We start from the raw sequence: 24,919 nt of genomic DNA, 5'->3' as shown, positions 1-24,919 counted from the left end.
GGTCCTTGACCGTCCGGCGCTTCGGGCGCTGTCCGAAAGAAAATGCGGGCCGCTATTTTTTTTGAACGATAAATACCGTATTTTTGTCTTCGCACGTTTGTAAGATGAAAAAACCATATATTGAAAAACTCAAACAGATGAAAAAAATCGGTTTGCTGCTGCTTGCAGCGGTTGCGGCGGCGGGGCTGTCGTCGTGCAACGACACCAAGGTGGACCAGCCGGGCAACATGAGCTTCGTGACGGTCCGTACGCTGTCGACGAGCGATTATTATTTTGTGACCGACACCGACAAGCGGGTCTATCCCGGCGACAAGAGCCGCGTCGGCTCGTATGTGGCCAAGGACGGACAGCGGGCGCTGATAACGTTCAACGTGCTGGAAAATCCCGCGCCCGGCTACGATTACAACGTGGCGCTTTACGGCATTGCCAATATCTATTCGTCGGTTGCGCGTGTGGTGACCAGCGAAACGGAGCTCGAAGAGTTGAAGGACGATGCCGTGCTGGTTCGCGACGGCCGTCTGTTGGGCAGCTGGACGACGCTCGTTGTCCGCTATGCCGCTTCGGACGCCTCGAAACACAAGTTCGCGATGATCGTCAACAAGGTCAGCGAGGCGGCCGAGACCGACGGAGAATATCTGGACGTCGAACTGCGCCACGACAACGGCGGCGATGCCCAGTGGAACCTCTATGAGAGCTACGTGTCGTTCGACATGCAGGACCTCGAAGAGCTGCTCGGCGGGAAAAAGGGCATCCGTATCCGTTACAAGGACGGTTCCGACGTCGATTACTTCAAGCTCGACCGCATGACTTCGGAGACGGAGAAAACGTTCTGACGCACGCGGTTACTTTCTTTTCTTAATACCGATGTCTGTCGTACGCAATACCGAGAGCGACCTCGAATTCGAGAACAAAATCCGCCCCCAGGAGCTTGAAAACTTCTCGGGGCAGGACAAGATCGTCGAGAATCTGCGCGTCTTCATCAAGGCGGCGCTCATGCGGGGCGATTCGCTCGACCACGTGCTCCTGCACGGCCCTCCGGGGTTGGGCAAGACTACGCTGGCCAACATCATCGCCAACGAGATGGGGGCGCAGCTGCGGGTTACTTCGGGTCCGGTGCTCGACAAGCCGGGCGACCTGGCGGGTCTGCTCACCAACCTCAGTCCGGGCGACGTGCTGTTCATCGACGAAATCCATCGGCTGAGCCCCATCGTGGAGGAGTACCTCTATTCGGCGATGGAGGACTACAAGATAGACATCGTGTTGGACAAGGGGCCTTCGGCGCGGTCGATTCAGATCGAGCTGGCACCCTTTACGCTTGTCGGTGCTACGACCCGCAGCGGTCTGCTGACCTCGCCCCTGCGGGCGCGCTTCGGCATACAGTGCCACTTGGAATATTACGATGCGCCCGTACTGGCAGGGATAGTCCGCCGCTCGGCCCGCATTCTCGACGTCTCGATAGACGACGATGCCGCCCACGAGGTGGCGCTGCGTTCGCGCGGCACGCCCCGCATCGCCAATGCGTTGCTGCGCCGGGTGCGCGATTTCGCCATGGTCAAGGGCGAGGGTCATATCGACCTGGAAATCACTCGCTTCGCACTCGCAGCGCTGAATATCGACTCGCGCGGGCTGGACCGCATGGACAACAAGATTCTGGGCACGATCATCGAGAAATTCGGCGGCGGCCCTGTGGGGTTGAACACCATTGCCACGGCCGTGGGCGAGGAAGCCGGAACGGTCGAGGAAGTCTACGAACCGTTCCTCATCAAGGAGGGATTTCTCAAGCGCACGCCCCGGGGCCGGGAGGCTACCGAGCTGGCTTACAGTCATCTGGGTTTCAGGTCGCCCGGCGGCGGCGAGGGGTCGCTGTTCTGAACGGCCGCGGCGTAATAATTGCATCGTTCTGCGTCGAAAACCGATGCAGAGATGGCACGACAGTTCGATACACTCGATTCGGATGCCCTTCGCTATCACAGCGAGGGGCGTCCCGGCAAAATAGGGATAGAACCCACCAAACCCGCACAGACCCAGCAGGACCTGGCGCTGGCCTATTCGCCCGGCGTGGCGGCTCCGGCGCGCGCCATTGCGGCCGACCCGGCCGATGCCTACCGTTACACGGGCAAGGGCAATTTGGTGGCCGTCGTCTCCAACGGGTCGGCGGTGCTTGGGCTGGGCAATATCGGGCCGCTGGCGGCCAAGCCCGTCATGGAGGGCAAGAGCATGTTGTTCAAGCGCTTCGCCGGAATCGACGCGTTCGACATCGAGGTCGACGAGACCGACCCCGAAAAAATCATCGGCGTGGTCAAGGCCATCGCCCCGACTTTCGGGGGCATCAACCTGGAGGACATCAAGGCGCCCGAGTGCTTCGAGATAGACCGCCGTTTGCGTGAGGAGCTGGATATTCCCGTGATTCACGACGACCAGCACGGCACGGCCATCATCGTCTCGGCGGCGGTCATCAACGGGGCGAAAATCGCAGGCAAGGAGGTGGCTGAATTGCGGGTGGTGGTCAACGGCGCGGGCGCTGCGGCCATCGCCTGCGCGCGTATGTTCCTGACGCTCGGCATTCCGCGCGGCCAGATCGTGCTGTGCGACAGCCGGGGTGTCGTCACCCGTTACCGCGAGGGGCTCACTCCGCAAAAGGAGGAGTTCGCCACGTCGCGGCGGCTGGCCTCGCTGGCCGAAGCGCTGCACGGCGCCGACCTCTTCGTGGGGGTCTCGGTCGCCGATGTGCTGACACCTTCGATGGTCCGCACGATGGCCGAAAATCCCATGGTGCTCGCGCTGGCCAACCCCGACCCCGAAATCGCCTACGATGCGGCGATGCGTTCGCGTCCCGACATCATCTTCGCCACAGGGCGGTCGGACTATCCCAACCAGGTCAATAACGTGCTGGGGTTCCCGTTTCTGTTCCGCGGGGCGCTCGACGTGCGGGCTACGCAAATCAACGACGCCATGAAGCTGGCCGCGGCCCGCGCGCTGGCCGACCTGGCCCGCCGTCCGGTGTCGGAGAGCGTGCTGCGCGCCTATGGGCTCGAAAGGCTCGAATTCGGCCGCGAGTATCTGATACCCAAGCCGCTCGACCCGCGGCTGCTCTGTACGGTCTCGACCGCCGTGGCCCGGGCGGCCGTCGAATCGGGCGTGGCCCGGCAGCCTGTCGACGATTGGGATGCCTATGCCGAAGCGTTGCGCCGGATGAATCCGATGTAGCGTGGGTGGCGGGTTTCCGTACCCTCAAATCGAGGCGAAGGGATGCAGGGTCGGAAAGTTTGCTTATATTTGCAAGGTTCCGATTTCCGAGTCCCATGAAGAAAATCCTTTGCCTTGTTTTCGCCGGCTTCGGTGCTGCGGCATCCGCCGGCGCCCAGTCGCTTCCGCTTGCCTGCACCGAAGTAGGAACGCAGCTCGAATATGCCGACTACGATTCCCGGGGCGCGTTGACGGGTTACACGCAGACGGTCGTTGTTGCGAGCGAATCCGGTCCCGACGGGCTCATCGTCGAGACCCGCACCGTCATGTTGGATGCGGACCGTCGGCCGGTCGAACCCGCCGAAGGACGCAGCGCGTTGCAGACCGACCGGCTTGTCGTGAGTGCCGAGGGAATCTGTCTGCGTCCGGACGACTGGCTCGATATGGTTTCCGGAGACGATTGGAAGGCTTCGGTCGAATGTCGGGGCGACAAATATCTCATACCTGCCGTCCTGCATGCCGGCCAGCTGCTTCCCGAGTTGGCGATGACATTGCACATCCGCACCGAAAACGGATTCAGGACTCAGGTGTCGATACGTATTGCCGATCGCCGGGTCGTGGCGCAGGATACGACGACCGTGCCGGCCGGGACATACGAAACGGTGTGTCTGACCGAGACGGTCCATGTCAAATGGTCGGTGGTCGGAGCTGCGGCGCAGACCAGAACATGGTATGCACCGGGCATCGGCAGCGTCCGCGCCGAGAAACTGAACAAAAGGGGTAAATTGGAAAGCCGTTCCGAGCTGATTTCCGTGCTTCGCCCGCAGCGATAGGTGCCGCTGCGTTTTATGGCAGAACCAGCGCCGCGAACTCTTCGACCGGTATCGGCCGCACGATGCAGTCGCCGATGCCGACGGGCAGGACGATGCGGAGCAGGCCGTCCTCGCTTTTCTTGTCCTTGCCTACCTCTTTCAAAAGGCGCCGGACGTCGACGGGAGGGGTCAGCTCGAACCCGAGGGCGAGCAGCAGGGCCACGATACGGTCGCGGTCGGTGGGCGAGAGCAGCCCCAGCTTCACGGCGACGTCGGCAATCATGGCCGTACCGACGGCCACCGCTTCGCCGTGGTTCATCCGGGCGGAGCATTTCTCGATGGCGTGGGCAAGGGTATGGCCTAAGTTGAGCTTGCGCCGTTCGCCCGTTTCGCGTTCGTCGCGCTCGACGATGCCCGCCTTGACACGAATCGAAGCCGAAATCGCGTCGGAAAGCAAGTCGGTGTCGGTGCGCAGGGCGCCGAACGACGTGCTCTCCAGCCGCGCGAAGAGCCCGGCATCCTCGATGACGGCGGTTTTGACCACCTCGGCGAGCCCGGCGCGGAATTCGCGGTCGGGCAATGACCGGAGCAGGGCGGGGTCGCAGATGACGAAGCGCGGCTGGGTGAAGGTTCCGGCCATGTTCTTGTAGCCGTCGACGTTGACGCCGTTCTTGCCGCCGACGGCTGCGTCGACCTGCCCCAGCAGGGTCGTGGGCACGAATCCGAACGACAGACCGCGCATGTAGGTCGAAGCGGCGAATCCGGCAACGTCGGTGACGATGCCCCCTCCGACGGCCAGGATGAAGGTCCGGCGGTCGACGCCCGCTTCGATGAACCGGCGGTAGAGCGTCTCGACCGTCTGCAAGGTCTTGATACTCTCGCCCGAACCGATGAGCATGCGGTCGTGGCTCTGGAACAGCGGGCCGTAGAGCCGGTCGATGGTGGCATCGCACACGACGACGACCCGCCCCTCGGGCAGCAGCCCCGGCAGCAGGTCGGCCGTCGGGCCGACATAGATGGGGCTCTGCTGGCGGATGGTGAACGCGGGTTTCATGGGTTCTCGAATCGGAATGATAGCGATGCACAAATGTAGGACAATTCGCGCTTATCTGCAACACCGGAGCGTAGCGCAAACGGCCGGACGAATGGGGTGTTCGGGCGGAAGCGAAATTCGGCGCCCGAATTTTTAGTTCCCGATTTTTTCCATTCTTAATTCTGTTTTTCCTACCTTTGCGGAATAAAAATCCATTCCATGCAGAAACTGCGCAACATCGCCATCATCGCCCACGTCGACCATGGCAAAACCACGCTCGTCGACAAGATGATTCTGGCAGGCAACATCCTGCGCGACAACGCCAAACAGAGCGGCGAACTCATACTCGACAACAACGACCTGGAACGCGAACGGGGCATCACGATTCTCTCCAAGAACGTTTCGGTCCTCTATAAGGACTACAAAATCAACATCATCGACACCCCGGGCCACGCCGATTTCGGCGGCGAGGTGGAGCGCGTGCTCAACATGTGCGACGGGGTGCTGCTGCTCGTCGACGCGTTCGAGGGTACGATGCCGCAGACGCGGTTCGTGCTGCAGAAGGCGCTCGCGCTGGGCAAGAAGCCCATCGTGGTGGTCAACAAGGTCGACAAGCCCAACTGCCGCCCCGAGGTGGTCAACGAGCAGGTCTTTGACCTGATGTTCTCGCTCGACGCCACGGAGGAGCAGCTCGATTACAAGACGATTTACGGCTCGGCCAAGCAGGGCTGGATGTCGCACAAGTGGAACGAGCCGACCGATTCGCTCGTGCCGCTGCTGGACGCCATCATCGACGAGATTCCCGAACCGGCCATCGTCGGGGGAACGCCGCAGATGCTGGTCACCTCGCTCGAATATTCGGCCTACACAGGCCGCATAGCCGTGGGCAAGGTGACGCGCGGTTCGCTGCGGGCCGGGCAGAACGTGACGCTCGCCAAACGCGACGGCGCGACGATGCAGAAGACCAAAATCAAGGAGCTGATGATTTTCGAGGGGCTCGGCAAAAAGAAGGTCGACGAAGTGCCGTGCGGCGAAATCTGCGCCATCACGGGCATCGAGGGTTTCGAGATCGGCGACACCGTCTGCGACTACGAGAACCCCGAACCGCTGCCCCCCATCGCCATCGACGAGCCTACGATGTCGATGCTTTTCACCATCAATAATTCGCCGTTCTTCGGTAAGGACGGCAAGTTCGTCACTTCGCGCCATATCAAGGACCGGCTCGACCGCGAGCTGGAGAAGAATCTCGCGCTGCGCGTGACGCCCGGACCGTCGGCCGACAGCTTCAACGTCTTCGGCCGCGGCGTGCTGCACCTCTCGGTGCTCATCGAGACCATGCGCCGCGAGGGCTACGAGTTGCAGGTGGGACAGCCGCGGGTCATCGTCAAGGAAATCGACGGCAAGAAGTGCGAGCCCATCGAGGAGATGACCGTCGACTGCCCCGAGGAACATTCGGGCACGGTCATCGAGTTGGCGACCAAGCGCAAGGGCACCTTGACGAACATGGAAGCCAACGGCGACCGCGTGCGGCTGGAATTCTCGATTCCCTCGCGCGGCATCATCGGCCTGCGTTCCAACATGCTGACCGCAACGGCGGGCGAGGCCATCATGACCCACCGGCTGAAGGGCTTCGAGCCGTGGATCGGCGAAATCGAGATGCGCACCAACGGTTCGATCATCTCGGGCGAGACGGGCACGGCCTACGCTTATTCGATCGACAAGTTGCAGGACCGCGGGCGTTTCTTCATCAGCCCGATGGACCAGGTCTACGAGGGGCAGGTCATCGGCGAACATACGCGCCAGAACGACATCACGGTCAACGTGACCAAGTCGAAACAACTTACGAACATGCGCGCTTCGGGCTCCGACGACAAGGCCGTCATCGTGCCGCCCAAGGTCTTCACGCTCGAAGAGGCGCTCGAATACATCAAGGAGGACGAATACGTGGAGGTCACGCCGCACGCCATGCGCCTGCGCAAGATTCTGTTGCACGAAGTCGACCGCAAACGAGCCTCCAAATAGACCCGAACCTATGACAACTTTCATGCTTTCGCTTTGCGTCGGCGCCGTGGCAGGCGCACTCGACGTCATCCCGATGGTCGCGCGGCGGCTTTCGTTCCGCTCGTGTCTCTCGGCGTTCTGTACTTATCTGTTCGCCGCTGTCATCATCTTTTACAGCGACCTGCCTTATCTGCCTTGGTGGGCCGACGGCATGGCCGTGACGCTGATGATGGCGCTTCCGGTGGTGCTTACCTTCGCTGGAAAGGAGCGCAAGGCCGCTCCCGTGGTGCTGTTCAATGCGCTGTTGTTCGGCTTGTTGATTGCCGTCGCCGAGCGTTTCTTGTAGCTAAGGCGTAGGAAATTTGTTTGAAATGAACGTTTTTTGCAGTAGTTCGTACCAAAACCGAAAACCATGAAAAAAATAGGAATCGCCTGCGACCATGCGGGTTACGAGATGAAGGAGTTTTTGGTCGGTTACCTCGACGCCATGGGTTACGAGGTGCTCGACTTCGGCACCCATTCGCCCGAGAGCGTCGACTACGCCGATTTCGGTCACCCGTTGGCCGAAGCCATCGAAAAGGGTGAATTGGAGCGCGGCATCGGGTTGTGCGGTTCCGGCGAGGGGATGGCCATGACGCTCAACAAGCATCAGGGCATCCGGGCCGCGCTGTGCTGGAATACGGAGGTGGCAACGCTGACGCGCCAGCACAACGACGCCAACGTCATCGTTTTCCCGGCGCGGTTCATCAGCAACGACGAGGCCGTGGCCATGCTCGACCTTTTCCTCCGCACACCGTTCGAGGGCGGGCGTCACGAGCGGCGCATCGGGAAGATGGCTTGCAGGTAGTTTCCGGATGAAAAATCGTGCAGTCGGCTCCAAAGGGGCCGATTGTTTTTTTGCGGGCGCAGGGCCGATTGTTTGTTAGGTGGCCGACGTTTCTTTGTTCGGACCTACACTTCCGTAGGAAGCGACTGCCGGACGGCATGAAGAATCCGCCGCCCGACGGGGCAGACGTTGCAGCGGGGCGGTTCGGAGCGGCGGGCGGCAGGGCCGGGGTCGTTGGCGCCCGGCATGCAGAATTCGGTGGCCAGTTGCAGCAGCGCCTGCGTCTCGAATGCGTTGCGGGGGTTGAATCCGCGGTTGCTCCAGGCCGAGACATAGCGGTTTTCCTCGGCGGGCAATTGTTCCAGCAGCGTCAGCGCATTGTCGCGCATGGCTTCCTTGCCCGTATAGCTGCCGTAGGCGAATTGGAGGATCGCCACCAAGTTGATGCCAATGATATGGGCCTTGAACGCGCCGAGACGTCGGGGCCCCTCGTTCGCCGCGCAATGTTTCTGCCAGTAGTCGGGGGCGTCGATGCAGAAAAGTTTGCGGATGTCGGCTTCCGTGCGGCAGGCCAGGGTCCGCGCCATGACGAACTGGTCCTGCGCGAAGAATGCCGCGGCCTGCGCCAGCCGCAGCACCGGGTGGTTGGCGGGACGCAGCCCGTCGAGCGTCCATTCGCCGGGCTGCATCGCGTCGATGCCGTATTTGGCGCTCAGATGGGCGAACGTCGCGCGGAGGTCCGAGGTGTATTCGTCGTCGGGGCAGAGTGCCAGCAGCCCCGACGCTCCCAGCAGCAGTGCTTCGACGGCATGGGGCGTCAGCCGTTCGCGCAGGATGGCCTTGTAGGGTACCAGTCCGGCCAGCCGCAGGTAGGCCCTGAGGTTGAGCCGGTCGCCCAAGGTGCGGAAATAGAGCCGGTAGAACGTTTCGTTCCAGTTCTCGCCCGCCGCGGCGTGGAGTTCGCCGACCATGCGCATCTTGCGCCCGAGCCGGTCGAAGACCAGCGCCGTGCAGACTTCGTGGCGCGCGAGCGGCTCCAGCCCCGTCAGATAACCGCCGCAGGCATATTTGCAGGCGCCCGCCTGCAGCCGTTCCAAGGCTTCCGCAATGCGTGGCGCCATCCTACAGCATGTTGAGTTCCAGAAGCGCTTCTTCCGACATCATGCTGCGGTCCCACACGGGGTCGAACGTCAGTACGACGTTGACCGACTTCACTCCCGGAACCTTGCCCACCTGGACGTTGACGTCCTCGACCAGCATGTCGGCCATCGGGCAGTTGGGCGCCGTGAGGGTCATGCGGATTTCGGCCGTGCCGTCGGGCGTGTAGTCGATTTCGTAGATAAGCCCCAGGTCGTAGATGTTGACCGGAATTTCGGGGTCGTAGATGTTTTTGAGCGTCAGGACTATCTCCTGCTCGACTTTCAATATCTCTTCGGGTGTCATGGTTCAGTCGTTTCGGGGTTCGGTCCGGTTGGCGTAGGCCAGGGCGTAGAGCCGCATCTGCTTGACCATCGCCGCAAGGCCGTTGGCCCGCGTGGGCGAGAGGTTGGCGCTCAGCCCGATGGCGTCGATGAAGTAGAGTTCGGTGTCGAGAATCTCCTGCGGCGTGCGGCCGTTCAGCACGCGTACCAGCAGGGCGATGATGCCCTTGGTGATGATGGCGTCGCTGTCGGCCGCGAAGTGCACGCGCCCTTGGTCGTCGAGCCGGGCATCGACCCACACCCGCGACTGGCAGCCCGCGATCTGGTATTGTTCGGTCCGGTGTTCCGGGGCGATGGCCGGAAGCCCTTCGCCCAGCCCGATCAGATAGTCGTAGCGGTCGAGCCAGTCGTCGAAAACCGAAAATTCTTCGATGATTTGGTCTTGTATTTTGTCCATAGTCTCGTTTATTCTGCGATTTCTTCCAGCACCTCGCCCTCGGAAGCGGCGGGCTCGGAAATTTCCAGCAATCGTGCCACGGTGGGGGCCACACAGGTCATGTCGACCGGGCGGCGGATGCGCTGCGGCGGAATCCCGGCGCCGTAGAAAAGCAGGGGCACTTCGGTGTCGTAGCCGTACATCGAGCCCGACGAGGAGTGGCAGCGGTTGCGTTCCTCGATCCAGCCGGGCATCAGGTTGAGCACCACGTCGCCCGAGCGGCGGGGGTAGAAGCTGTTTTGCAGCCGCCGGGCGTAGCCGCTGCCGAAGTAGCTGGTCCGCATGGCCGTGGCAGCCAGCGCGTGCGACACGCCGCCGAACTGCATGGCGAAAATCGCCACTTCGTTCTGCACGTCGGCCAGGTTCAGCCCGCGTTCGTATATCAGATTGTGATTAAGCCAGATGCAGTTTTCATTGTAGTCGCAGACCCAGTCGCCCACGCCGTAGCGGACGTTGAGAAAGCCGTTGACAATGACCTCGAACTGCCGTGCATTGAAGCGGTCGGCGGCCGGGGCGGCCAGGTCGTAGGACGGGCTCGTGCCGTGGTCGGAGGTCAGCACGACCAGCACTTCCTGCTCGTCGGTCTGCGCGAAGAGGTAGGTCAGAAAGTCGGCCAGGTCGCGGTCGAGCCGGCAGTACATGTCTTCCACCTCGACCGATTCGGGGCCGTAGACCTCCGCGATGCGGCGCGATGCGTCGAGACAGATGTTCAGCAGGTCGGGCGTCGCGTCGCTGCCGAGCTTGCATTGGGCGATGGCCTGCTTGGCGAAAGCCAGCACCGCCGTATTGCCTGCCGGGGTGTAGAGCAGCCGTTCGTAGTCGTTGTCGGGCGTGAGGCGCCGCGCGCCCGACGATGCGGCGTCCTTGCGGCCGCGGCCCAGCGGGAGAATGTCCCAGTGGCGGGTGTTGCGGTAGCTGTTGCGGTCGTAGAGCATCCGCCACTCGGGGGCGAGCAGCGCGAGGTTGTAGCGTTCGCGGTTGGTGCGGGCGATCCATTCGGGGAGTTCGGGCGCATAGTGGTAGGAGGTGGCCCAGCCGGCGTGCTGCGGGTCGAGCCAGTAGACTTGTCCGGTGCGGCCGCCCATGACGACGGCCGATTCGGCTTCGGCAGCAACGGTCACGCAGCGGCTGCCGGGCAGGCAGCGCAGCAGTGCTTCGCCGAGCGTGGGGGCGATGAGTTGGTAGGGTCCGGGGCCCTGGCGCCCTTCGGTCAGCCAGACGGTCTTGTTGTCGGTGTAGTCGTGCCAGCGCGAGCCGATGACCCCGTGGGTCGAGGGCATGGCTCCGGTGGTGAGGGTGGCCAGCGCCACGGGCGTGGTGGTTTGCTGGAAATCGTAGCGCGCCCCGGCGTAGCGGACGCCCCCTTCGGCAAGCCGCTTGAACCCGCCTTCGCCGAAGTGGCCGGCGTAGCGGTCGAGGTCCTCGGCGCGCATCGACCCCACGACGATCTGGACGATCAGCCGCGGGCGGGCCGCCTGTATGGGTAGGGAGCAGAGCGCCCCCAAAAGAAGCAGAAGCAGTTTTTTCATCGTTCGATGTCGTTCCGAAAGGCCGAAGTTACGAAATTTAACGGGAATTTCCGCTGTTCAGACGGGCTATTTCCTGCGAAAAGTCGATTCCGGCGCTTCGTCGCAGGGCCTCCATCCGCCCGACGGTCCGGCGGCATAGTTCCTGCCACGCGTCGCTGTCGGTGCGGCGGGGACGGTGGAGGGATTGGGTCACAAGGCGTTCCACTTCGGGCAGGAGTGCCTGCGCTTCGTCCGAGAGGGCTGCTCCGGCGAACTTCTCCCAGATGTAGCCGACCGCCTGCGGCGAGGGGTGGACCAGGTCGTCGGCATAGAAACGGTAGTCGCGCAGGTCGTCGGCGAGCAGTTCGCAGGCGGGGAAATAGTGCGCATGGCCGAACCGTTCGGTCAGTTCGCCGACAGCAACCCGCAGGGTAGCTTTGCTGAGCGAATTGCCCTCCGCGCCGTCGCCGAGGTGGCGCACCGGGCTGACCGTGAAGACGACTTCTTTGTTGGCCAGCGGCCCGGCGAGGAGCTGCGACCATTCGGCTGCGATTTCTTCGACCGAGAGCCGTGTACGGTCGAAAAGTGTCTGAGGTTGCTTGTGGCAGTTGGCGACGACGCGGCCGCTCTCCTTGAGCCGGTAGACCCACGCCGTGCCGAAAGTGACGACAAGACAGCGGGCGGCGGGCAGGAGCCTGCGCAGGCGGTCGAGCGCGTCGTTGTAACGCCCGAGAACCGCGGCCGGGTCGGGGCCGCTCAGCAAAGTGTTGGCGTCGTAGTGGAACCACCAGCCGTCGGCGTCCTGCCGGAGTTCGGCGAGGGTGGCGGGTGCCGGGTCCTGTGCGCGGCGCAGCAGGGCGGCGACCGACGCAGGGTTGAAGAGCGTCCCGGTGAAGTTGCCCTCGGCGCGAAACTTCAGCTCCTGCATCCGGCGGCGCATTTCGTCGGCGAAGCACGAGCCGAACAGCAGCACGGTGTCGGCGTAGCCGAGCCCGAGACCCAGCGGCGCGACGTTGATTTCGGTGCGGAATTTCATGGGGCAAAGGTAGGGGAAATTCGGCCGAAAATTTTTAATTTCTGATTTTTAATTTTTAATTTGCAGTATGATTCTGCGTGCGAACTGCAAGATAAATCTGGGGCTCGACGTGCTGCGCCGCCGCGATGACGGCTACCACGAGCTGGAGACGGTCATGGTCCCGGTCAGGGGACTGGCCGACGAGGTGGAGGTGACGCGCCGCGAGGTTCCGGGCGTCGGGTTCCGGGCCGAAGGGCTGGCGGTGGACTGCGACCCCGAAGACAATCTGTGTATCAAGGCTTTCCGGCTGATGCGGAAGCGCTATGGGGTCGACGGGGTGGAAATCCGGCTCGACAAGCGGGTGCCGTTCGGTGCCGGGTTGGGCGGCGGTTCGTCCGACGCTACGGCGGTCGTGCTGGCGCTCGACGAGCTGTTCGGGCTCCGGCTGCCGGAGGAGGAACTGATTGCCTGCGCTGCCGCGCTGGGCAGCGATACGGCGTTCTTCGTGCGGAACGTTCCGCAGCTATGCACCGGACGCGGGGAAATCATGTCGCCCGTCGCCCTCGATTTGCAGGGGTTGTGGCTGGCCATCGTGAAGCCCTCCGAGGGCGTTTCGACCCGCGAAGCCTACGCCGGAGTGACGCCGCGGGTGCCTGCGGTGCCGCTCTCCGAACGGCTTCGGCGGCCCGTGAGCGAGTGGCAGGGGCTGGTGATCAACGATTTCGAGCCGACGGTCTTCGCGGCCCATCCGTCCGTCCGGGCCGCCAAGGAGGAGCTGTTGGCCGCCGGGGCGCTCTACGCTTCGATGTCGGGCAGCGGCTCGGCGGTGTTCGGGCTTTTCGACGACCCGCAGAAGGCCGCGGCGCTGCGCACGTCTTATATTTATCCGATGGAATAAAAGCAGCCGGGCCCGGAGTGGCGGTGGGTTACGGCTCCCGCCAGCGCGGCAAGGCAGATTCAGCACTCCGCTGGCGGCGGTTACCGGATGTTAAAACGTTTTAACAAACCGCTAAAACGTTCCTTTTCAGGCAGGTTTTCTCGCCTCGGCATAGCTCAGGTAAACTTGGCTTTGCACTCGGCTTATCGAAAACGTTTCAATACGCCGTCAGTTATTCATCCCAGTCTGGCAGAAAACTTAGTTTAATGAATAATTAAGAATGAATAGTGAATAATTGGTTCTCTTATGTCTTTGCCGATTATTCCTTATTAACTATTCATTATTCATTTTTTTTGCCATTCATTCCAGCGATTGCTCCGACCGCCTGCTGCGGGCTACCGCGCCAATTCGACGGGAGCCTTGGGCTACGTCGGCGAGCGCGGCCACGTTTGGTCTTCGTCGTCCAACTACGCAGGCAACCGCAACGCGGGGCTCATGTGGTTCCACTCGGGTCTCGTGAACCCCTTGGACAACAGCAACCGGGCGAACGCCTTCTCCGTGCGCTGCGTCCAGCATCTGCGGGCTGCTTTTATTTCTTGGATTTTCCGTCGCGGAGCTTCTGCAGTTCGTACATGCGGTCGCGGAAACGGGCGGCGGCGAGGAAGTCGAGCGACTTGGCGGCGCGTTCCATATCCTCGCGGGCGCGGTCGATCTGCTGGTCGAGGGAGGGTTCCGTGTCGGCGTTGAAAGGTTTCTCGACGTCGGCGGCTATCATGTAGCGCTTTTCTTCCAACGGGTAGGCGGTGCTTTCGGCGGCGGCTTTGGTAGCCAGCAGCGCGCTCTGTCCCGTGCCGCTTCGTCGGGCTTGGTGGGGCAGAATGCCGTGCTCCATGTTGTAGCGCACTTGGATTTCGCGGCGGCGGTTGCTCTGCGCGATGGTCGTGCGCATGGATTCGGTGCAGGTGTCGGCGTAGAGGATGACATGGCCCTGCGAATGGCGCGCGGCGCGCCCGGCAATCTGGGTGAGCGAACGCACGTTGCGCAGGAAGCCTTCCTTGTCGGCGTCGAGAATGGCGACCAGGGCCACTTCCGGCAGGTCGAGCCCCTCGCGCAGGAGGTTGACCCCGACCAGCACGTCGAACATGCCGGCGCGCAGGTCGTCCAGAATCTGGATGCGTTCGAGCGTATCGACGTCCGAATGGATGTAGCGGTTGCGGACCCCCACGCGGTCGAAATATTTGGAGAGCTCCTCGGCCATGCGCTTGGTGATGGTCGTGACCAGCACCTTGTCGTCGTTCTTGACCCGTTTGTCGATTTCCTCGATGAGGTCGTCGATCTGGTTGAGCGTCACACGCACTTCCAGCGGCGGGTCGACCAGCCCCGTGGGACGAATCAGCTGTTCGACGATGACCCCCTCGCTTTTGGCCAGCTCCCAGTCGGCGGGGGTGGCGCTGACGTAGATGGTCGTGCCCTGCAATTGCTCGAACTCGTTGAATGTCAGCGGCCGGTTGTCCTTGGCCGCCGGGAGCCGGAAGCCGTATTCGACCAGGTTCTCCTTGCGCGCGCGGTCACCGCCGAACATGGCGTGTACCTGCGGAATGGTGACGTGGCTTTCGTCGACGACCATCAGATAATCCTGCGGAAAATAGTCCAGCAGGCAGAACGGCCGGGTCCCCGCGGCGCGCCCGTCGAAGTAGCGCGAATAGTTCTCGATGCCGGGGCAGTAGCCCAGTTCCTTAATCATTTCGACGTCGTACTCGACCCGCTGTTTGATGCGCTGCGCCTCCATCGTGCGCCCCTCGTGCTCGAAGACCTCGATTTGCTTGCCGAGGTCGAGGTAAATCTGCTGCACGGCCGCGGCGATGCGCTCCTTGGTGGTGACGAACAGGCTGGTGGGGTAGAGCGTCAGCGAATCGAGCGCGTGGATGCGCTGGCCGGATACGGGGTCGATGGCGTAGATGGCCTCCACCTCGTCGTCGAAGAACATGACCCGGAAACACTGGTTGCCGAACTCGCCGAACGCCGCCATGATGTCGACCGTATCGCCGTTGACGCGGAATGTGGCGGGCTCCAGCCCGCGCTCGGTACGGGTGTAGAGCGCTTCGACGAGCTTGTAAAGGAACTGTTTGTAGTTGACCGTCTGGCCGACTTCGATGTGGATGGCCGTGGCGTGGAAGTCGGCGGGGTTGCCCGCGCCGTAGAGACACGAGACGCTCGACACGACGATGACGTCGCGGCGCCCGGAGAGGAGCGTGGCCACGGTCTGAAGCCGCATCTTCTCGATTTCGTCGTTGATCGAAAGGTCCTTTTCTATATAGGTGTCCGACGCCGGCAGATAGGCTTCGGGCTGGTAATAGTCGTAGTACGATACGAAGTACTCGACGGCGTTGTGGGGGAAGAAGTTGCGGAATTCGCCGTAGAGTTGCGCCGCGAGGGTCTTGTTGTGGCTCAGTACGAGCGTCGGGCGGTTGAGCCCGGCGATGACGTTGGCCACCGTGAACGTCTTGCCCGAACCGGTGATGCCCAGCAGCGTGTTGTGCTGCGACCCGTCGCGGATGGCCCCGAGCAGCTGCGCGATGGCCTCCGGCTGGTCGCCCGTGGGGGCGTAGTCCGATACGAGTTGGAAATCCATAGGGCAAAATTAATTCATAATTCACAATTCACAATAGCGATTCTTCGTCGCCGGGCAGAAAAGCGCTCTTTTGTTTCTTCATCGCAGGGCTGTTCCCATTTTGTTATTTCAAGCATCCGCTTTGTTATTCCGAGGGTCTCTCTTGTTATTCCGAGCTCTTCCCCTCTGTCATTCCGAGGTGTCTTTCCTCTGTCATTCCGAGCACCTCCCGTTATTCTGTGGCCTTTCCTCTGTCATTCTGAAGAGCCCTCCCCTTCTGTCATTCTGAGGAGGTCGCAAGACCGACGAAGAATCTAAAACAAGTTGTCATTCTGAGGAAAGGCATCGCCTTGACGAAGAATCTATTCCGGCCCTGAAACTTTTGCGAGCAACTCGCAGTTCTCTTTTTTCTTGTACTTTGCGGAACAACCATTTCGCCTGTTCGAGTGGCTGCAACTGACACTTCGGGATGATATTTTTGATGTGTGAGCGGCAAAAGCCGTTCCGGAGCGGTCGCAAGGGAGGATTGTGCCCTATGAACTCATTCTTATGCCGTTGCTATTCTGGCGAGGAACGGACATCCGCATGAAAAAAGTTGCCGGAATATTTGGTTTATTAAATAAACCGATTTATATTTGCAATACAGATTAGGCAGGAGCAGCGTCGCGCGGGTTTGCTCTTTTCTTTTCCGAGTGAAGTTTATATTGCAAACCGATTAAAAATTATTGTTATGGATGGACGTTTTGATAAGCCGAATTCGTCCGGGCTTTGCCAAGGCGGGGAAAACCTGCCCGAAAGGGAAGATTGTGAACTCAGCCAAGGCGGGAAACTCAACGAAAAGGAGAGCATCGAGCTGATAGCCCGCATGATTTCCGAGACCAAAAGCCGTTTCGAGGTCGGCGACGGCAATATTCTTTTGAACTGGGGCATCCTCACGGCGACCATCGCCACCGTAGTATGGGCAGCGGTTTCCGCGACCGGCAATCCTGCATTCAACGGCCTGTGGGCGCTGATGGCCTTCGGTTGGTTTTTCAATCGCAGGTTGGCCGTGAAGCAAAGCAGCCGCGGCTGCCTCTCCTATACCGACAAGCTCTGCGCCGCCATCTGGAAGTCGGTCGGGATTCTCGGTGCGGCCGGGGTCGTCGTTTGCGCGATTCTCCATCTGACAACGGGCAATTCGCCGTGGCTGGTCATGTTCTTTTATGCGCTGTTCGTGGTGGGGTTCGGCATCATCGGTTCGGGCGCAGCTCTGAAAATCCGCAGCATGGTGGCCGGAGGAATCCTCAGCGTCGCTTTCGGCATGGTGCTGCTGGGCTGCATCTTTTCCGGGGTGAAGCTCTCGATGACGTGGGTCATGCCGTGCTTTATCCATTGTTTCGTGCTGATGATGATCATTCCCGGTCTGGAAATGCGGCGGCTGGCGCGCAAAGGCAATGAAAGAGCTTGACCCGCTGCTTCATTCGCAGCTGCGGCTGGCGGTCATGTCCGTGCTGATGAACCTTGCCGAAGCGGACTTCGTCTATCTCCGTGAAAAGACCGGCGCCACCGCCGGAAACCTCAGCGTCCAGCTCGACAAGCTCTCGGCAGCCGGGTATATCGAGGTGGAAAAAGGATTCGTCGGCAAGAAGACGCGGACGCTCTGCCGGGTGACCGCGGCCGGGCGCCGGGCTTTCGAGGAGTATGTGGAGACCTTGAAGGAATACCTGAACATGTAGTTTGAAAAAGCGCTCCGGACCGTCGGAAGCGCTTTTTTGTGCCGCGGTCACAGGTGGCCGATGCCGCGGCGGTAGGCGGCGAGGTCCGATTCGTCGAAACGGGCCAGGGCGTCGTCGAGTTCGCGGAGCAGGCGGGCACGGTCTTCGGGCAGGCGCCCGAGCAGCGGCACGGTGTTCGACACGGTGTGGCCCATCAAGGTGGCGGGAACGGTGAGGGCGGCGATGAATGCGCGGAGTTCTTCGAGTCGCTCCCGCTCTCCGGCTTCGACGAACCGCCCGGCGGCGACGTCGGCGGCCAGCGGAGCTTCGGGAAAGAGCGTCAGCGAGACGATGCCTATGATATAAGGATGCAGGCGGTTGAAAAGCGCCGCCGTTGCATCGGCCGCCCGCAGTCCGTTTCCGGCGCCCGCCAGCCCCGTCATGTAGGTGAAATAGTATTCGATGCCCGCCGCGTCGAGCCGCCGGCACTGCGTCAGCGTGTCGGCCGCCGTGTGGCCCTTGTGCATGAATGCGAGGGAGGGTTCGTCGCCCGTTTCGGTGCCGATGGTCAGCCCCGTGATGCCGCGGGCACGCAGTTCGCGCAGCTCGGCATCGCTCTTGGTAGCGATGTCCGTCACCCGGGCGAACATGCCGATGGTCTGCACTCTGGGCAGGAAGTCGCGGATGCGGTCGGCCAACGTTACGAGACGGTTGAAACTCAGCACGAAAGGGTTGGCACCGACCAGAAAGAGACGCCGGGCGCGCGGCTGGCAGCGTGCGATGCTTCGCAGGTCGGCCTCGATTTCCTCCGGGGGCGAAAGGCGGAAACGCAGGTCGCCGTAGAGCGAACAGAATTTGCAGGCGTGGTGCGTGCAGCCGACCGTCGCCTGCAACAGGACGGAATGGGCTTCGTAGGGCGGGCGCCAGACGGTGCCCGTGAAATGCTGTTGTACCAAGTCGGTCATAATTTTTGTAATTTTGTAGGCTGCAAGATAGACCGATTCGGCGTGCGAAACAAGAACGCACCTGCGTGTCAGCTACTTACGCGGAGGATAGTTTCGCTGAATCCGAAGCGGTTGTATGGATGAAAAAAATGGAAAACAATTCTGCATTGTCGCCTGCATGCGCGCTGTTCGAGCGTTTCGGCAGCCGCTGGGCATTGCTGGTCCTGCTGACCTTGGACGAACGGGGCGTGTTGCGTTTCAGTTCCCTGACGCGGGCCGTGCCGGGCGGAATCTCGGAACGGATGCTGGCCGCCACGGTGCGCGACCTGGAGCAGGCGGGCTTGGTGGCCCGCACGGTCTACCCCGAGGTGCCGCCGCGGGTGGAGTATGCGCTGACGCCGAAAGGCGGTTCGCTGGTGCCGCTGCTGCGGCAGCTGCTCGAATGGGCTGAGAAGAACGGCTGAATCCGGACCCGCCGCACAACTGAAAACGAGATGCACTCCGGCACATCTCGTTTTTCTATCTTCCGTCCAACGGAAATCAGGCGTTTTTGCGAACCGGAAGCCGCTCCCACAGCCAGGCGGGAATCAACTTCCAGAAAAATACGAGCACGGCATAACGCCTGTCGATGACAATGCGGCGCCTGCGCTGCCGGATGGCGCGGAAAATGCGCCGGGCGACCGGTCCGGGCTGCATGAGCAGCGGATAGTCGTCGCCCGAAAGCAACGGTGTAGCAACGAATCCGGGGCGGATGTCGGTGAAACGGATGGGCAGCTTTTCCATGCGCGCGAGCTGCGCGAGGGCGTCGATGTAGGTGTTCTGCATCCGCTTGGTGGCAGAGTAGGCCGGGGCCGAACCCAGCCCGCGGGTGCCTGCGACCGAACTGACGACGGCGATATGACCGCCTCCGTGTGCGCGGAACCAGCCGAACGCGGCAGTCACCATACGCACGAAGCCTTCGCCGTTCGTGCGGAGCGTGGCCAGCTCGATGTCGGGCGTCAGTTCGGTGTTGCGCTTGCCGATGCCGGAGGTGTGGAAGTAGATGTCCATGCCGCCCAAACGCCCGGCCAGCTCGGCGAGCTGCTGCGGGGCATCGTCGCGTGTGACGTCGATGACTGCGGTTTCGACCTGGGCGGGTGCCAGTGCCTTGAGCTGTGCGAGGGCCTCGGCATTCCGGCCTGCGGCTCCCACGCGCCAGCCTGCGCCGATGCAGAGCCGGGCCACTTCCTGCCCCAGCCCCGAGGTAGCCCCGACGATGACGATACGCTTCATGGATGCGGAATTTGTCAAAGTGTGTCGGCGGAATACTGTACGCATTCGATGCCGACCTTGCGCAGCAGGTTCAACCCCTCCTCCGAACGGTAATCCTCGCTGTAAACGACGCGCCGGATACCGGCCTGGATGATGAGCTTCGAGCATTCGAGACACGGTGCGGCGGTGATGTAGAGTGTTGAGCCGTCGCAGTTGTTGGCGCTCTTGGCCACCTTGGTGATGGCGTTGGCTTCGGCGTGGAGGACATAGGGCTTGGTCCTGCCCTCCTCGTCCTCGCAGATGTTCTCGAAACCCGAGGGGGTGCCGTTGTAGCCGTCGGAGATAATCATCTTGTCCTTGACGATCAGCGCCCCGACCTTGCGCCGCACGCAATAGGAATTCTCGGCCCAGATGCGCGCCATGCGCAGGTAGCGCATGTCCAGCTGCCGCTGTTTTTCTTCGTTGTAACCCACCTTACATCCCTTTTCCGTGGCAGTTCTTGTACTTCTTGCCCGAACCGCAGGGGCAGGGGTCGTTGCGGCCCACCTTTTTCTCGACGTGGACGGGCATGGGCTTCTGCTTCTCGCCCTGTCCGGCCTGTGCGGCGGCCTGCATGCGCGAGGCCTGCAACTTGTTGACGTCGACCTTGGCGCGCTGCTGACGCTCGCGCTGCACGGCTTCGGCGTTCTGGTCGCGTGTCGGAATATAAGCCTTGTTCAGCACGGCCAGCACGTCGCGGTTGACCTCGATGAGCATCTTGGAGAAAAGCCCGAACGACTCGAACTTGTAGATCAGCAGCGGGTCCTTCTGTTCGTAGGTGGCGTTCTGCACGCTCTGGCGCAGGTCGTCCATCTCGCGCAGGTGTTCGCGCCATGCGTCGTCGATGGTGGTGAACATGACCACCTTGGAGAAGACCTTGTAGATTTCGGCCCCGTCGCTCTCCTTGCAGCGGCGCAGGTTGACCGGCACGTTGTAGCCCAAGTGGCCGTCGGTGATGGGGAAATAGATGTTGCTGTCGAGCTGGTCTTTCTTGTCCTCGTAGATGCGCTGCATGACGGGCCGCACCGTGTCGGCCACGGCCTTGGCGCGGCGTTCGTAGGCGGCGCGGATGTCGGCGACGAGCAGTTCGGCCAGCTGGGCGGGCTTCGCGTCTTCGTAGGTCTGCGCATCGAAGGTCGGTTCGACCGATATTTCGCGGATCAGCTCGAACCGGAAGTCCTCGAAGTCGCAGCCTTCGTGCGTCTCCACGAAGTTGTCGGCGAAGTCGTACATGATGTTGTTGAGGTCGATTTCGACCCGCTCGCCGTAGAGGGCGTGGCGGCGGCGCGTGTAGATGACTTCGCGCTGCGAGTTCATCACGTCGTCGTACTCCAGCAGGCGCTTGCGGATGCCGAAGTTGTTCTCCTCGACCTTTTTCTGGGCCCGTTCGATGGCGCGCGTCATCATGCCTGCCTGGATTACTTCGCCCTCCTTGAGCCCCATGCGGTCCATCATGGCGGCGATGCGGCCCGAGCCGAACAGACGCATCAGATCGTCTTCGAGCGAGACGAAGAACTGCGACGAACCCGGGTCGCCCTGGCGTCCGGCGCGTCCGCGCAGCTGGCGGTCGACACGGCGGCTTTCGTGGCGTTCGGTGCCGATGATGGCCAGACCTCCGGCCTGCTTGACTTCGGGCGTGAGCTTGATGTCGGTACCGCGGCCCGCCATGTTGGTGGCGATGGTCACCTGCCCGGCGCGTCCGGCTTCGGCCACGACCTGGGCTTCTAACTGGTGTTGTTTGGCGTTCAGTACGTTGTGTTTGATGCCGCGGAGTTTGAGCATGCGGCTCAGCAGCTCCGAAATCTCGACCGAGGTGGTGCCGACCAGCACCGGGCGGCCCTCGCCGACGAGCCGCACGATTTCTTCGATGACGGCGTTGTATTTTTCGCGTTTGGTCTTGTAGATCAGGTCCTCACGGTCGTCGCGGATGACCGGGCGGTTCGTGGGGATGACTACGACGTCGAGTTTGTAGATCGACCAGAATTCCGAGGCTTCGGTCTCGGCCGTACCCGTCATGCCGCCCAGCTTGTGGTACATGCGGAAGTAGTTCTGCAGCGTGATGGTCGCAAAGGTCTGCGTCGCGGCTTCGACCTTGACATGTTCCTTGGCTTCGATAGCCTGGTGCAGGCCGTCGGAGTAGCGACGCCCTTCGAGAATGCGGCCCGTCTGTTCGTCGACGATCTTCACCTTGTTGTCCATCACCACATATTCGATGTCCTTCTCGAACATGGCGTAGGCTTTCAGAAGCTGGTGGACGGTGTGGACGCGTTCCGACTTGACCGAGTAGTCGTTGATGACCGCGTCGCGCTTCTGCGCCCGCTCCTCGGCCGTGAGGTCGCTCTTTTCCAACTCGGCGACCTCCGACCCGATGTCGGGCAGGACGAAGAACCCGTCTTCGTTGAAGTATTTCGAGAGCGCTTCGTGGCCTTTGTCGGTGAGTTCCACGGAGTTGAGTTTCTCGTCGATGACGAAGTAGAGGTCGTCCGTGATCTCGGGCATGCGGCGGTTGTTGTCCTGCATGTAGACGTTTTCGGTCTTCTGCATCAGCGCCTTGATGCCCTGTTCCGAGAGGTATTTGATGAGCGGCTTGTACTTGGGCAGTCCCTTGTGCGTGCGGTAGAGCTTCACGCCGCCTTCGTCGTTCTTGCCCTCGGCGATAAGCTGGCGCGCTTCGGCCAGCAGCGCCGTGACCAGGTTCTTCTGGAGGTTGTAGAGGTTTTCGATGGCCGGGCGGTACTGCTCGAAGAGCTGGTCCTCGCCCTTGGGCACGGGGCCCGAGATGATGAGCGGCGTGCGGGCGTCGTCGATGAGCACCGAGTCGACCTCGTCGACAATGGCGAAGTGGTGCTTGCGCTGCACGAGGTCTTTGGGCGACGAAGCCATGTTGTCGCGCAGGTAGTCGAAGCCGTATTCGTTGTTGGTGCCGAAAGTGATGTCGGCCATGTAGGCGTCGCGGCGGGCGTCGGAGTTGGGCTGCGTGTCGTCGATGCAGGCCACCGACAGGCCGTGGAACTCGTACATGGGGCCCATCCATTCGCTGTCTCGCTTGGCCAGGTAGTTGTTGACCGTCACTAAGTGCACGCCTTTCTTGGCCAGCGCGTTGAGGAACACGGGGAGCGTCGCGACAAGGGTCTTGCCCTCGCCCGTGGCCATCTCGGCGATTTTGCCCTTGTGGAGCACCACGCCGCCGAAGAGCTGCACGTCGTAGTGGATCATGTCCCACTTCACGTCGTTGCCGCCCGCAAGCCAGTGGGTCGCATAGACGGCCTTGTCACCCTCGATGCGCACGAAATCTTTCGTTGCGGCCAGTTCGCGGTCGAAGTCGTTGGCCGTCACCTCGACCGTCTCGTTCTGGGCGAAGCGGCGCGCCGTGTCTTTCATGATGGCGAACGCTTCGGGCAGAATCTCGTCGAGCTTCTCTTCGATGCGGTCGTCGATGCGCTTGGTCAGTTCGTCGATTTCCTTGGAAATCTTCTCCTTTTCGCCGAGCGTCGTCTCTGGTTTTTCAAGCTGGGCGCGCAGTTCGGCGATGCGGGCTTCGTCAGCGGCGATGTAGTCGGCGATGCGGCGCTTCAGCTCCTCGCTGCGGGCGCGCAGCCCGTCGTTCGAGAGTGCCTCGATTTCGGGGTATACGGCCTTGATTTTCTGAATGTAAGGCTCGATTTCCTTGCGGTCCTTGTCGGCTTTCGAGCCGAAGACCATCTTGATAAGACTGGCAACTATATCCATAGGTTGTTCTGTTTGCGGAAGTTTCCGGAGTACGAAATCTTACAAAAGTAGTGATTTCTTTTCAAACCGCCAAGCAGGCACAGGCAATTTTGTGCCAACTTCGGTTGCGGAGGTCGGCAGACAGGTGGAAAATTATGTTACTCTCTGATTGTCAGTCTTCGGCGGACTTCTCGAACTTGTAGAGCCGGTCGCCGCGGCGGATCAGTCCGGGCGTATGGATGGCGCACAGTTGTCCCTGCACGACGGAGGGCACGGGCGTGCCGTCGGGGCCGTGGAGTTCGTCGAGCCGCTGTTCGGCTACGCCCGTAGTCGGTCCCATGAAGAAGATTTCTTCGCCTGCATGCAGCGGGGCCGCTTCGACAAGGACTTCGGCCACGGAGAGTTTCTTGAAGAAGTTCGTCACCTTGCCCACATAGACCTTGCGCCGTGTGGCGGCCGAACCGTAGTGGGTGCTGTGTTCGGCGACGGGGCGCCCGGCGTAGTAGCCCTCCCAGAATCCGCGGTTGAAAACCGTTTGCAGCCGCTCCTTGAGCCCGGCGGCGAATTCGGGCGTATAAGTTCCTGCTTCGATGGCGCGCAGGGCCCGGTTGTAGCACTCGACCACGCGCTTGACGTATTCGGCGCCCCGGGCGCGTCCTTCGATTTTGAGGACCCGGACCCCCGCGGCGACGAAGCGGTCGAGGAAGTCGATGGTGCAGAGGTCCTTGGGCGAGAGTACGTATTGCCCGTCGACGTCCAGCGCCGCCCCGGTCTCCTGGTCGGTGACGGTATATTTGCGGCGGCACAGCTGGCGGCAGGCGCCGCGGTTGGCCGAGCAGCCCGTTTCGTAGAGCGAAAGGTAGCACTTGCCCGAAATCGACATGCAGAGCGCTCCGTGGGCGAACATTTCGATTTCGACCAGCTCGCCCCGCGGGCCGCGGATGTCGTTCTCGGCGATTTCGCGGTGGATGCGCGCCACCTGCTCCAGCGTCAGTTCGCGCGCCAGCACCACCGTGTCGGCCCACTGCGAAAAGAACTTGACGGCTTCGGAGTTAGAGATGTTGCTCTGGGTCGAAATGTGGACCTCGACCCCCACGCGGCGGGCATAGAGGATGGCGGCCATGTCGGTGGCGATGATGGCATCGACCCCCTCGGCCTTGGCGCGGTCGATGACCTCGTGGACGGTGGCTATCTCTTCCTCGTAGACGACGGTGTTGACCGTCAGATAGGCTTTCAGCCCTGCTTCATGGGCGATGGCGACGATGCGGGCCAGGTCGTCGGGGGTGAAGTTGGCCGCCGAGGCCGACCGCATGTTGAGCTGTCCGATGCCGAAGTAGACCGAGTCGGCGCCCGCCTGGATGGCGGCCGCCAGGGCCTCGTAGGAGCCTACCGGGGCCATGATTTCGATGTCGCTGCGCAGCATTGCGTTCAATGTGGAATTCACAATTCAGAATTCATGATTTAGCGGGACGGACTTTGCTAAAACGTTTTAATTGC

23 protein-coding genes are annotated in these 24,919 nt (G+C 61.7%); 11 read left to right on the top strand and 12 right to left on the bottom strand.

Translation table 11 applies throughout. The features are described from left to right. The first annotated feature begins 137 nt into the window (after positions 1-137). The 4 genes from NFR47_RS06750 to NFR47_RS06735 all read left to right on the top strand — a co-directional run bounded on the left by NFR47_RS06750 (position 138) and on the right by NFR47_RS06735 (position 4,019). Complete coding sequence (locus NFR47_RS06750; protein WP_251214810.1) at positions 138-833, top strand: NigD1/NigD2 family lipoprotein; 696 nt, start codon at positions 138-140, stop codon at positions 831-833. A 31-nt stretch (positions 834-864) separates the two neighbouring features. Then, a complete protein-coding gene (gene ruvB / locus NFR47_RS06745) occupies positions 865-1,872 on the top strand; it encodes a Holliday junction branch migration DNA helicase RuvB (protein ID WP_251214809.1) in 1,008 nt (335 codons plus the stop codon). 51 nt (positions 1,873-1,923) lie between these two features. Then, complete coding sequence (locus tag NFR47_RS06740) at positions 1,924-3,207, top strand: malic enzyme-like NAD(P)-binding protein (protein WP_251214808.1); 1,284 nt, start codon at positions 1,924-1,926, stop codon at positions 3,205-3,207. A 95-nt stretch (positions 3,208-3,302) separates the two neighbouring features. Further along, positions 3,303-4,019, top strand: coding sequence for a TapB family protein (locus NFR47_RS06735; RefSeq protein ID WP_251214807.1), 717 nt, complete (start codon positions 3,303-3,305; stop codon positions 4,017-4,019). A 13-nt stretch (positions 4,020-4,032) separates the two neighbouring features. Here the strand turns inward: NFR47_RS06735 and aroB are convergent, their stop codons facing one another. Next, complete coding sequence (aroB, locus tag NFR47_RS06730) at positions 4,033-5,052, bottom strand: 3-dehydroquinate synthase (protein WP_251214806.1); 1,020 nt, start codon at positions 5,050-5,052, stop codon at positions 4,033-4,035. A gap of 198 nt (positions 5,053-5,250) precedes the next feature. Between aroB and typA the strand changes: the two genes are divergently transcribed. The 3 genes from typA to rpiB all read left to right on the top strand — a co-directional run bounded on the left by typA (position 5,251) and on the right by rpiB (position 7,879). Continuing rightward, complete coding sequence (gene typA / locus NFR47_RS06725) at positions 5,251-7,053, top strand: translational GTPase TypA (protein ID WP_251214805.1); 1,803 nt, start codon at positions 5,251-5,253, stop codon at positions 7,051-7,053. A gap of 10 nt (positions 7,054-7,063) precedes the next feature. Next, positions 7,064-7,378, top strand: a complete 315-nt coding sequence (locus tag NFR47_RS06720) for a hypothetical protein (RefSeq protein WP_251214804.1) — start codon at positions 7,064-7,066, stop codon at positions 7,376-7,378. Between the two features lie 66 nt (positions 7,379-7,444). Continuing rightward, positions 7,445-7,879, top strand: a complete 435-nt coding sequence (gene rpiB / locus NFR47_RS06715; RefSeq protein ID WP_251214803.1) for a ribose 5-phosphate isomerase B — start codon at positions 7,445-7,447, stop codon at positions 7,877-7,879. Between the two features lie 104 nt (positions 7,880-7,983). Here the strand turns inward: rpiB and NFR47_RS06710 are convergent, their stop codons facing one another. The 5 genes from NFR47_RS06710 to NFR47_RS06690 are packed head-to-tail and all read right to left on the bottom strand — an operon-like array spanning position 7,984 to position 12,319. Then, the gene (locus NFR47_RS06710; RefSeq protein WP_251214802.1) at positions 7,984-8,979 is read right to left on the bottom strand and encodes a DUF2851 family protein; all 996 of its coding nucleotides are present in this window, start codon (positions 8,977-8,979) and stop codon (positions 7,984-7,986) included. A 1-nt stretch (position 8,980) separates the two neighbouring features. Beyond that, a complete protein-coding gene (locus NFR47_RS06705) occupies positions 8,981-9,301 on the bottom strand; it encodes an iron-sulfur cluster assembly protein (protein ID WP_251214801.1) in 321 nt (106 codons plus the stop codon). A 3-nt stretch (positions 9,302-9,304) separates the two neighbouring features. After that, a complete protein-coding gene (locus NFR47_RS06700; protein ID WP_251214800.1) occupies positions 9,305-9,736 on the bottom strand; it encodes a SufE family protein in 432 nt (143 codons plus the stop codon). Positions 9,737-9,744: 8 nt separating this feature from the next. Then, positions 9,745-11,304 carry an alkaline phosphatase family protein gene (locus NFR47_RS06695; RefSeq protein WP_251214799.1) on the bottom strand — a complete coding sequence of 520 codons (1,560 nt, stop codon included), beginning with the start codon at positions 11,302-11,304 and terminating at the stop codon, positions 9,745-9,747. Positions 11,305-11,341: 37 nt separating this feature from the next. Beyond that, a complete protein-coding gene (locus tag NFR47_RS06690; protein ID WP_251214798.1) occupies positions 11,342-12,319 on the bottom strand; it encodes a GSCFA domain-containing protein in 978 nt (325 codons plus the stop codon). 67 nt (positions 12,320-12,386) lie between these two features. Between NFR47_RS06690 and ispE the strand changes: the two genes are divergently transcribed. Then, on the top strand, positions 12,387-13,196 hold the full coding sequence (gene ispE / locus NFR47_RS06685) for a 4-(cytidine 5'-diphospho)-2-C-methyl-D-erythritol kinase (RefSeq protein ID WP_251214797.1): 810 nt from the start codon (positions 12,387-12,389) through the stop codon (positions 13,194-13,196). Between the two features lie 568 nt (positions 13,197-13,764). Here the strand turns inward: ispE and uvrB are convergent. Continuing rightward, on the bottom strand, positions 13,765-15,807 hold the full coding sequence (gene uvrB, locus NFR47_RS06680; protein ID WP_251214796.1) for an excinuclease ABC subunit UvrB: 2,043 nt from the start codon (positions 15,805-15,807) through the stop codon (positions 13,765-13,767). A gap of 709 nt (positions 15,808-16,516) precedes the next feature. Between uvrB and NFR47_RS06675 the strand changes: the two genes are divergently transcribed. Together NFR47_RS06675 and NFR47_RS06670 are read left to right on the top strand one after the other, a co-directional pair. Continuing rightward, positions 16,517-17,233, top strand: a complete 717-nt coding sequence (locus tag NFR47_RS06675) for an MFS transporter (RefSeq protein ID WP_251214795.1) — start codon at positions 16,517-16,519, stop codon at positions 17,231-17,233. Then, entirely contained in the window at positions 17,220-17,501 is a 282-nt protein-coding gene (locus tag NFR47_RS06670; protein ID WP_251214794.1) for a winged helix-turn-helix domain-containing protein, read from the top strand. Before NFR47_RS06675 ends, NFR47_RS06670 begins: the two co-directional genes overlap by 14 nt. A gap of 47 nt (positions 17,502-17,548) precedes the next feature. Here the strand turns inward: NFR47_RS06670 and NFR47_RS06665 are convergent, their stop codons facing one another. Then, positions 17,549-18,445 (bottom strand): radical SAM protein, encoded by an 897-nt coding sequence (locus NFR47_RS06665; protein ID WP_251214793.1) that lies wholly within the window; start codon positions 18,443-18,445, stop codon positions 17,549-17,551. Positions 18,446-18,573: 128 nt separating this feature from the next. Here NFR47_RS06665 and NFR47_RS06660 point away from each other — a divergent pair, with 128 nt between their 5' ends. Further along, positions 18,574-18,888: a winged helix-turn-helix transcriptional regulator gene (locus tag NFR47_RS06660; RefSeq protein WP_338022844.1), complete on the top strand. Its 315-nt coding sequence runs from the start codon at positions 18,574-18,576 to the stop codon at positions 18,886-18,888. A gap of 76 nt (positions 18,889-18,964) precedes the next feature. Here NFR47_RS06660 and NFR47_RS06655 read toward each other — a convergent pair whose 3' ends face one another. The 4 genes from NFR47_RS06655 to NFR47_RS06640 all read right to left on the bottom strand — a co-directional run bounded on the left by NFR47_RS06655 (position 18,965) and on the right by NFR47_RS06640 (position 24,845). Next, positions 18,965-19,696 (bottom strand): SDR family NAD(P)-dependent oxidoreductase, encoded by a 732-nt coding sequence (locus NFR47_RS06655; protein ID WP_251214791.1) that lies wholly within the window; start codon positions 19,694-19,696, stop codon positions 18,965-18,967. 14 nt (positions 19,697-19,710) lie between these two features. Further along, positions 19,711-20,148: a deoxycytidylate deaminase gene (locus NFR47_RS06650; protein ID WP_251214790.1), complete on the bottom strand. Its 438-nt coding sequence runs from the start codon at positions 20,146-20,148 to the stop codon at positions 19,711-19,713. Position 20,149: 1 nt separating this feature from the next. Further along, positions 20,150-23,443 (bottom strand): preprotein translocase subunit SecA, encoded by a 3,294-nt coding sequence (secA, locus tag NFR47_RS06645; protein ID WP_251214789.1) that lies wholly within the window; start codon positions 23,441-23,443, stop codon positions 20,150-20,152. Positions 23,444-23,594: 151 nt separating this feature from the next. Continuing rightward, positions 23,595-24,845, bottom strand: coding sequence for a peptidase U32 family protein (locus NFR47_RS06640; protein WP_251214848.1), 1,251 nt, complete (start codon positions 24,843-24,845; stop codon positions 23,595-23,597). Positions 24,846-24,919: the final 74 nt, after the last annotated feature.

Origin of the sequence: Alistipes muris (assembly GCF_943193205.1) — a bacterium.
In the GTDB taxonomy this organism is placed as follows: domain Bacteria; phylum Bacteroidota; class Bacteroidia; order Bacteroidales; family Rikenellaceae; genus Alistipes; species Alistipes muris.
The sequence above is the reverse complement of the archived record's forward strand: the minus strand, read 5'-3'. Positions and strand labels throughout refer to the sequence as shown.

What these genes read in the sequence shown, in the direction of transcription:
- NFR47_RS06750 (WP_251214810.1), top strand. Translation starts at nt 138, where the DNA reads ATGAAAAAAATCGGTTTGCTGCTGCTTGCAGCGGTTGCGGCGGCGGGG.
- ruvB (WP_251214809.1), top strand. Translation starts at nt 865, where the DNA reads ATGTCTGTCGTACGCAATACCGAGAGCGACCTCGAATTCGAGAACAAA.
- NFR47_RS06740 (WP_251214808.1), top strand. Translation starts at nt 1,924, where the DNA reads ATGGCACGACAGTTCGATACACTCGATTCGGATGCCCTTCGCTATCAC.
- NFR47_RS06735 (WP_251214807.1), top strand. Translation starts at nt 3,303, where the DNA reads ATGAAGAAAATCCTTTGCCTTGTTTTCGCCGGCTTCGGTGCTGCGGCA.
- aroB (WP_251214806.1), bottom strand. Translation starts at nt 5,052, where the DNA reads ATGAAACCCGCGTTCACCATCCGCCAGCAGAGCCCCATCTATGTCGGC.
- typA (WP_251214805.1), top strand. Translation starts at nt 5,251, where the DNA reads ATGCAGAAACTGCGCAACATCGCCATCATCGCCCACGTCGACCATGGC.
- NFR47_RS06720 (WP_251214804.1), top strand. Translation starts at nt 7,064, where the DNA reads ATGACAACTTTCATGCTTTCGCTTTGCGTCGGCGCCGTGGCAGGCGCA.
- rpiB (WP_251214803.1), top strand. Translation starts at nt 7,445, where the DNA reads ATGAAAAAAATAGGAATCGCCTGCGACCATGCGGGTTACGAGATGAAG.
- NFR47_RS06710 (WP_251214802.1), bottom strand. Translation starts at nt 8,979, where the DNA reads ATGGCGCCACGCATTGCGGAAGCCTTGGAACGGCTGCAGGCGGGCGCC.
- NFR47_RS06705 (WP_251214801.1), bottom strand. Translation starts at nt 9,301, where the DNA reads ATGACACCCGAAGAGATATTGAAAGTCGAGCAGGAGATAGTCCTGACG.
- NFR47_RS06700 (WP_251214800.1), bottom strand. Translation starts at nt 9,736, where the DNA reads ATGGACAAAATACAAGACCAAATCATCGAAGAATTTTCGGTTTTCGAC.
- NFR47_RS06695 (WP_251214799.1), bottom strand. Translation starts at nt 11,304, where the DNA reads ATGAAAAAACTGCTTCTGCTTCTTTTGGGGGCGCTCTGCTCCCTACCC.
- NFR47_RS06690 (WP_251214798.1), bottom strand. Translation starts at nt 12,319, where the DNA reads ATGAAATTCCGCACCGAAATCAACGTCGCGCCGCTGGGTCTCGGGCTC.
- ispE (WP_251214797.1), top strand. Translation starts at nt 12,387, where the DNA reads ATGATTCTGCGTGCGAACTGCAAGATAAATCTGGGGCTCGACGTGCTG.
- uvrB (WP_251214796.1), bottom strand. Translation starts at nt 15,807, where the DNA reads ATGGATTTCCAACTCGTATCGGACTACGCCCCCACGGGCGACCAGCCG.
- NFR47_RS06675 (WP_251214795.1), top strand. Translation starts at nt 16,517, where the DNA reads ATGGATGGACGTTTTGATAAGCCGAATTCGTCCGGGCTTTGCCAAGGC.
- NFR47_RS06670 (WP_251214794.1), top strand. Translation starts at nt 17,220, where the DNA reads ATGAAAGAGCTTGACCCGCTGCTTCATTCGCAGCTGCGGCTGGCGGTC.
- NFR47_RS06665 (WP_251214793.1), bottom strand. Translation starts at nt 18,445, where the DNA reads ATGACCGACTTGGTACAACAGCATTTCACGGGCACCGTCTGGCGCCCG.
- NFR47_RS06660 (WP_338022844.1), top strand. Translation starts at nt 18,574, where the DNA reads ATGGAAAACAATTCTGCATTGTCGCCTGCATGCGCGCTGTTCGAGCGT.
- NFR47_RS06655 (WP_251214791.1), bottom strand. Translation starts at nt 19,696, where the DNA reads ATGAAGCGTATCGTCATCGTCGGGGCTACCTCGGGGCTGGGGCAGGAA.
- secA (WP_251214789.1), bottom strand. Translation starts at nt 23,443, where the DNA reads ATGGATATAGTTGCCAGTCTTATCAAGATGGTCTTCGGCTCGAAAGCC.
- NFR47_RS06640 (WP_251214848.1), bottom strand. Translation starts at nt 24,845, where the DNA reads ATGCTGCGCAGCGACATCGAAATCATGGCCCCGGTAGGCTCCTACGAG.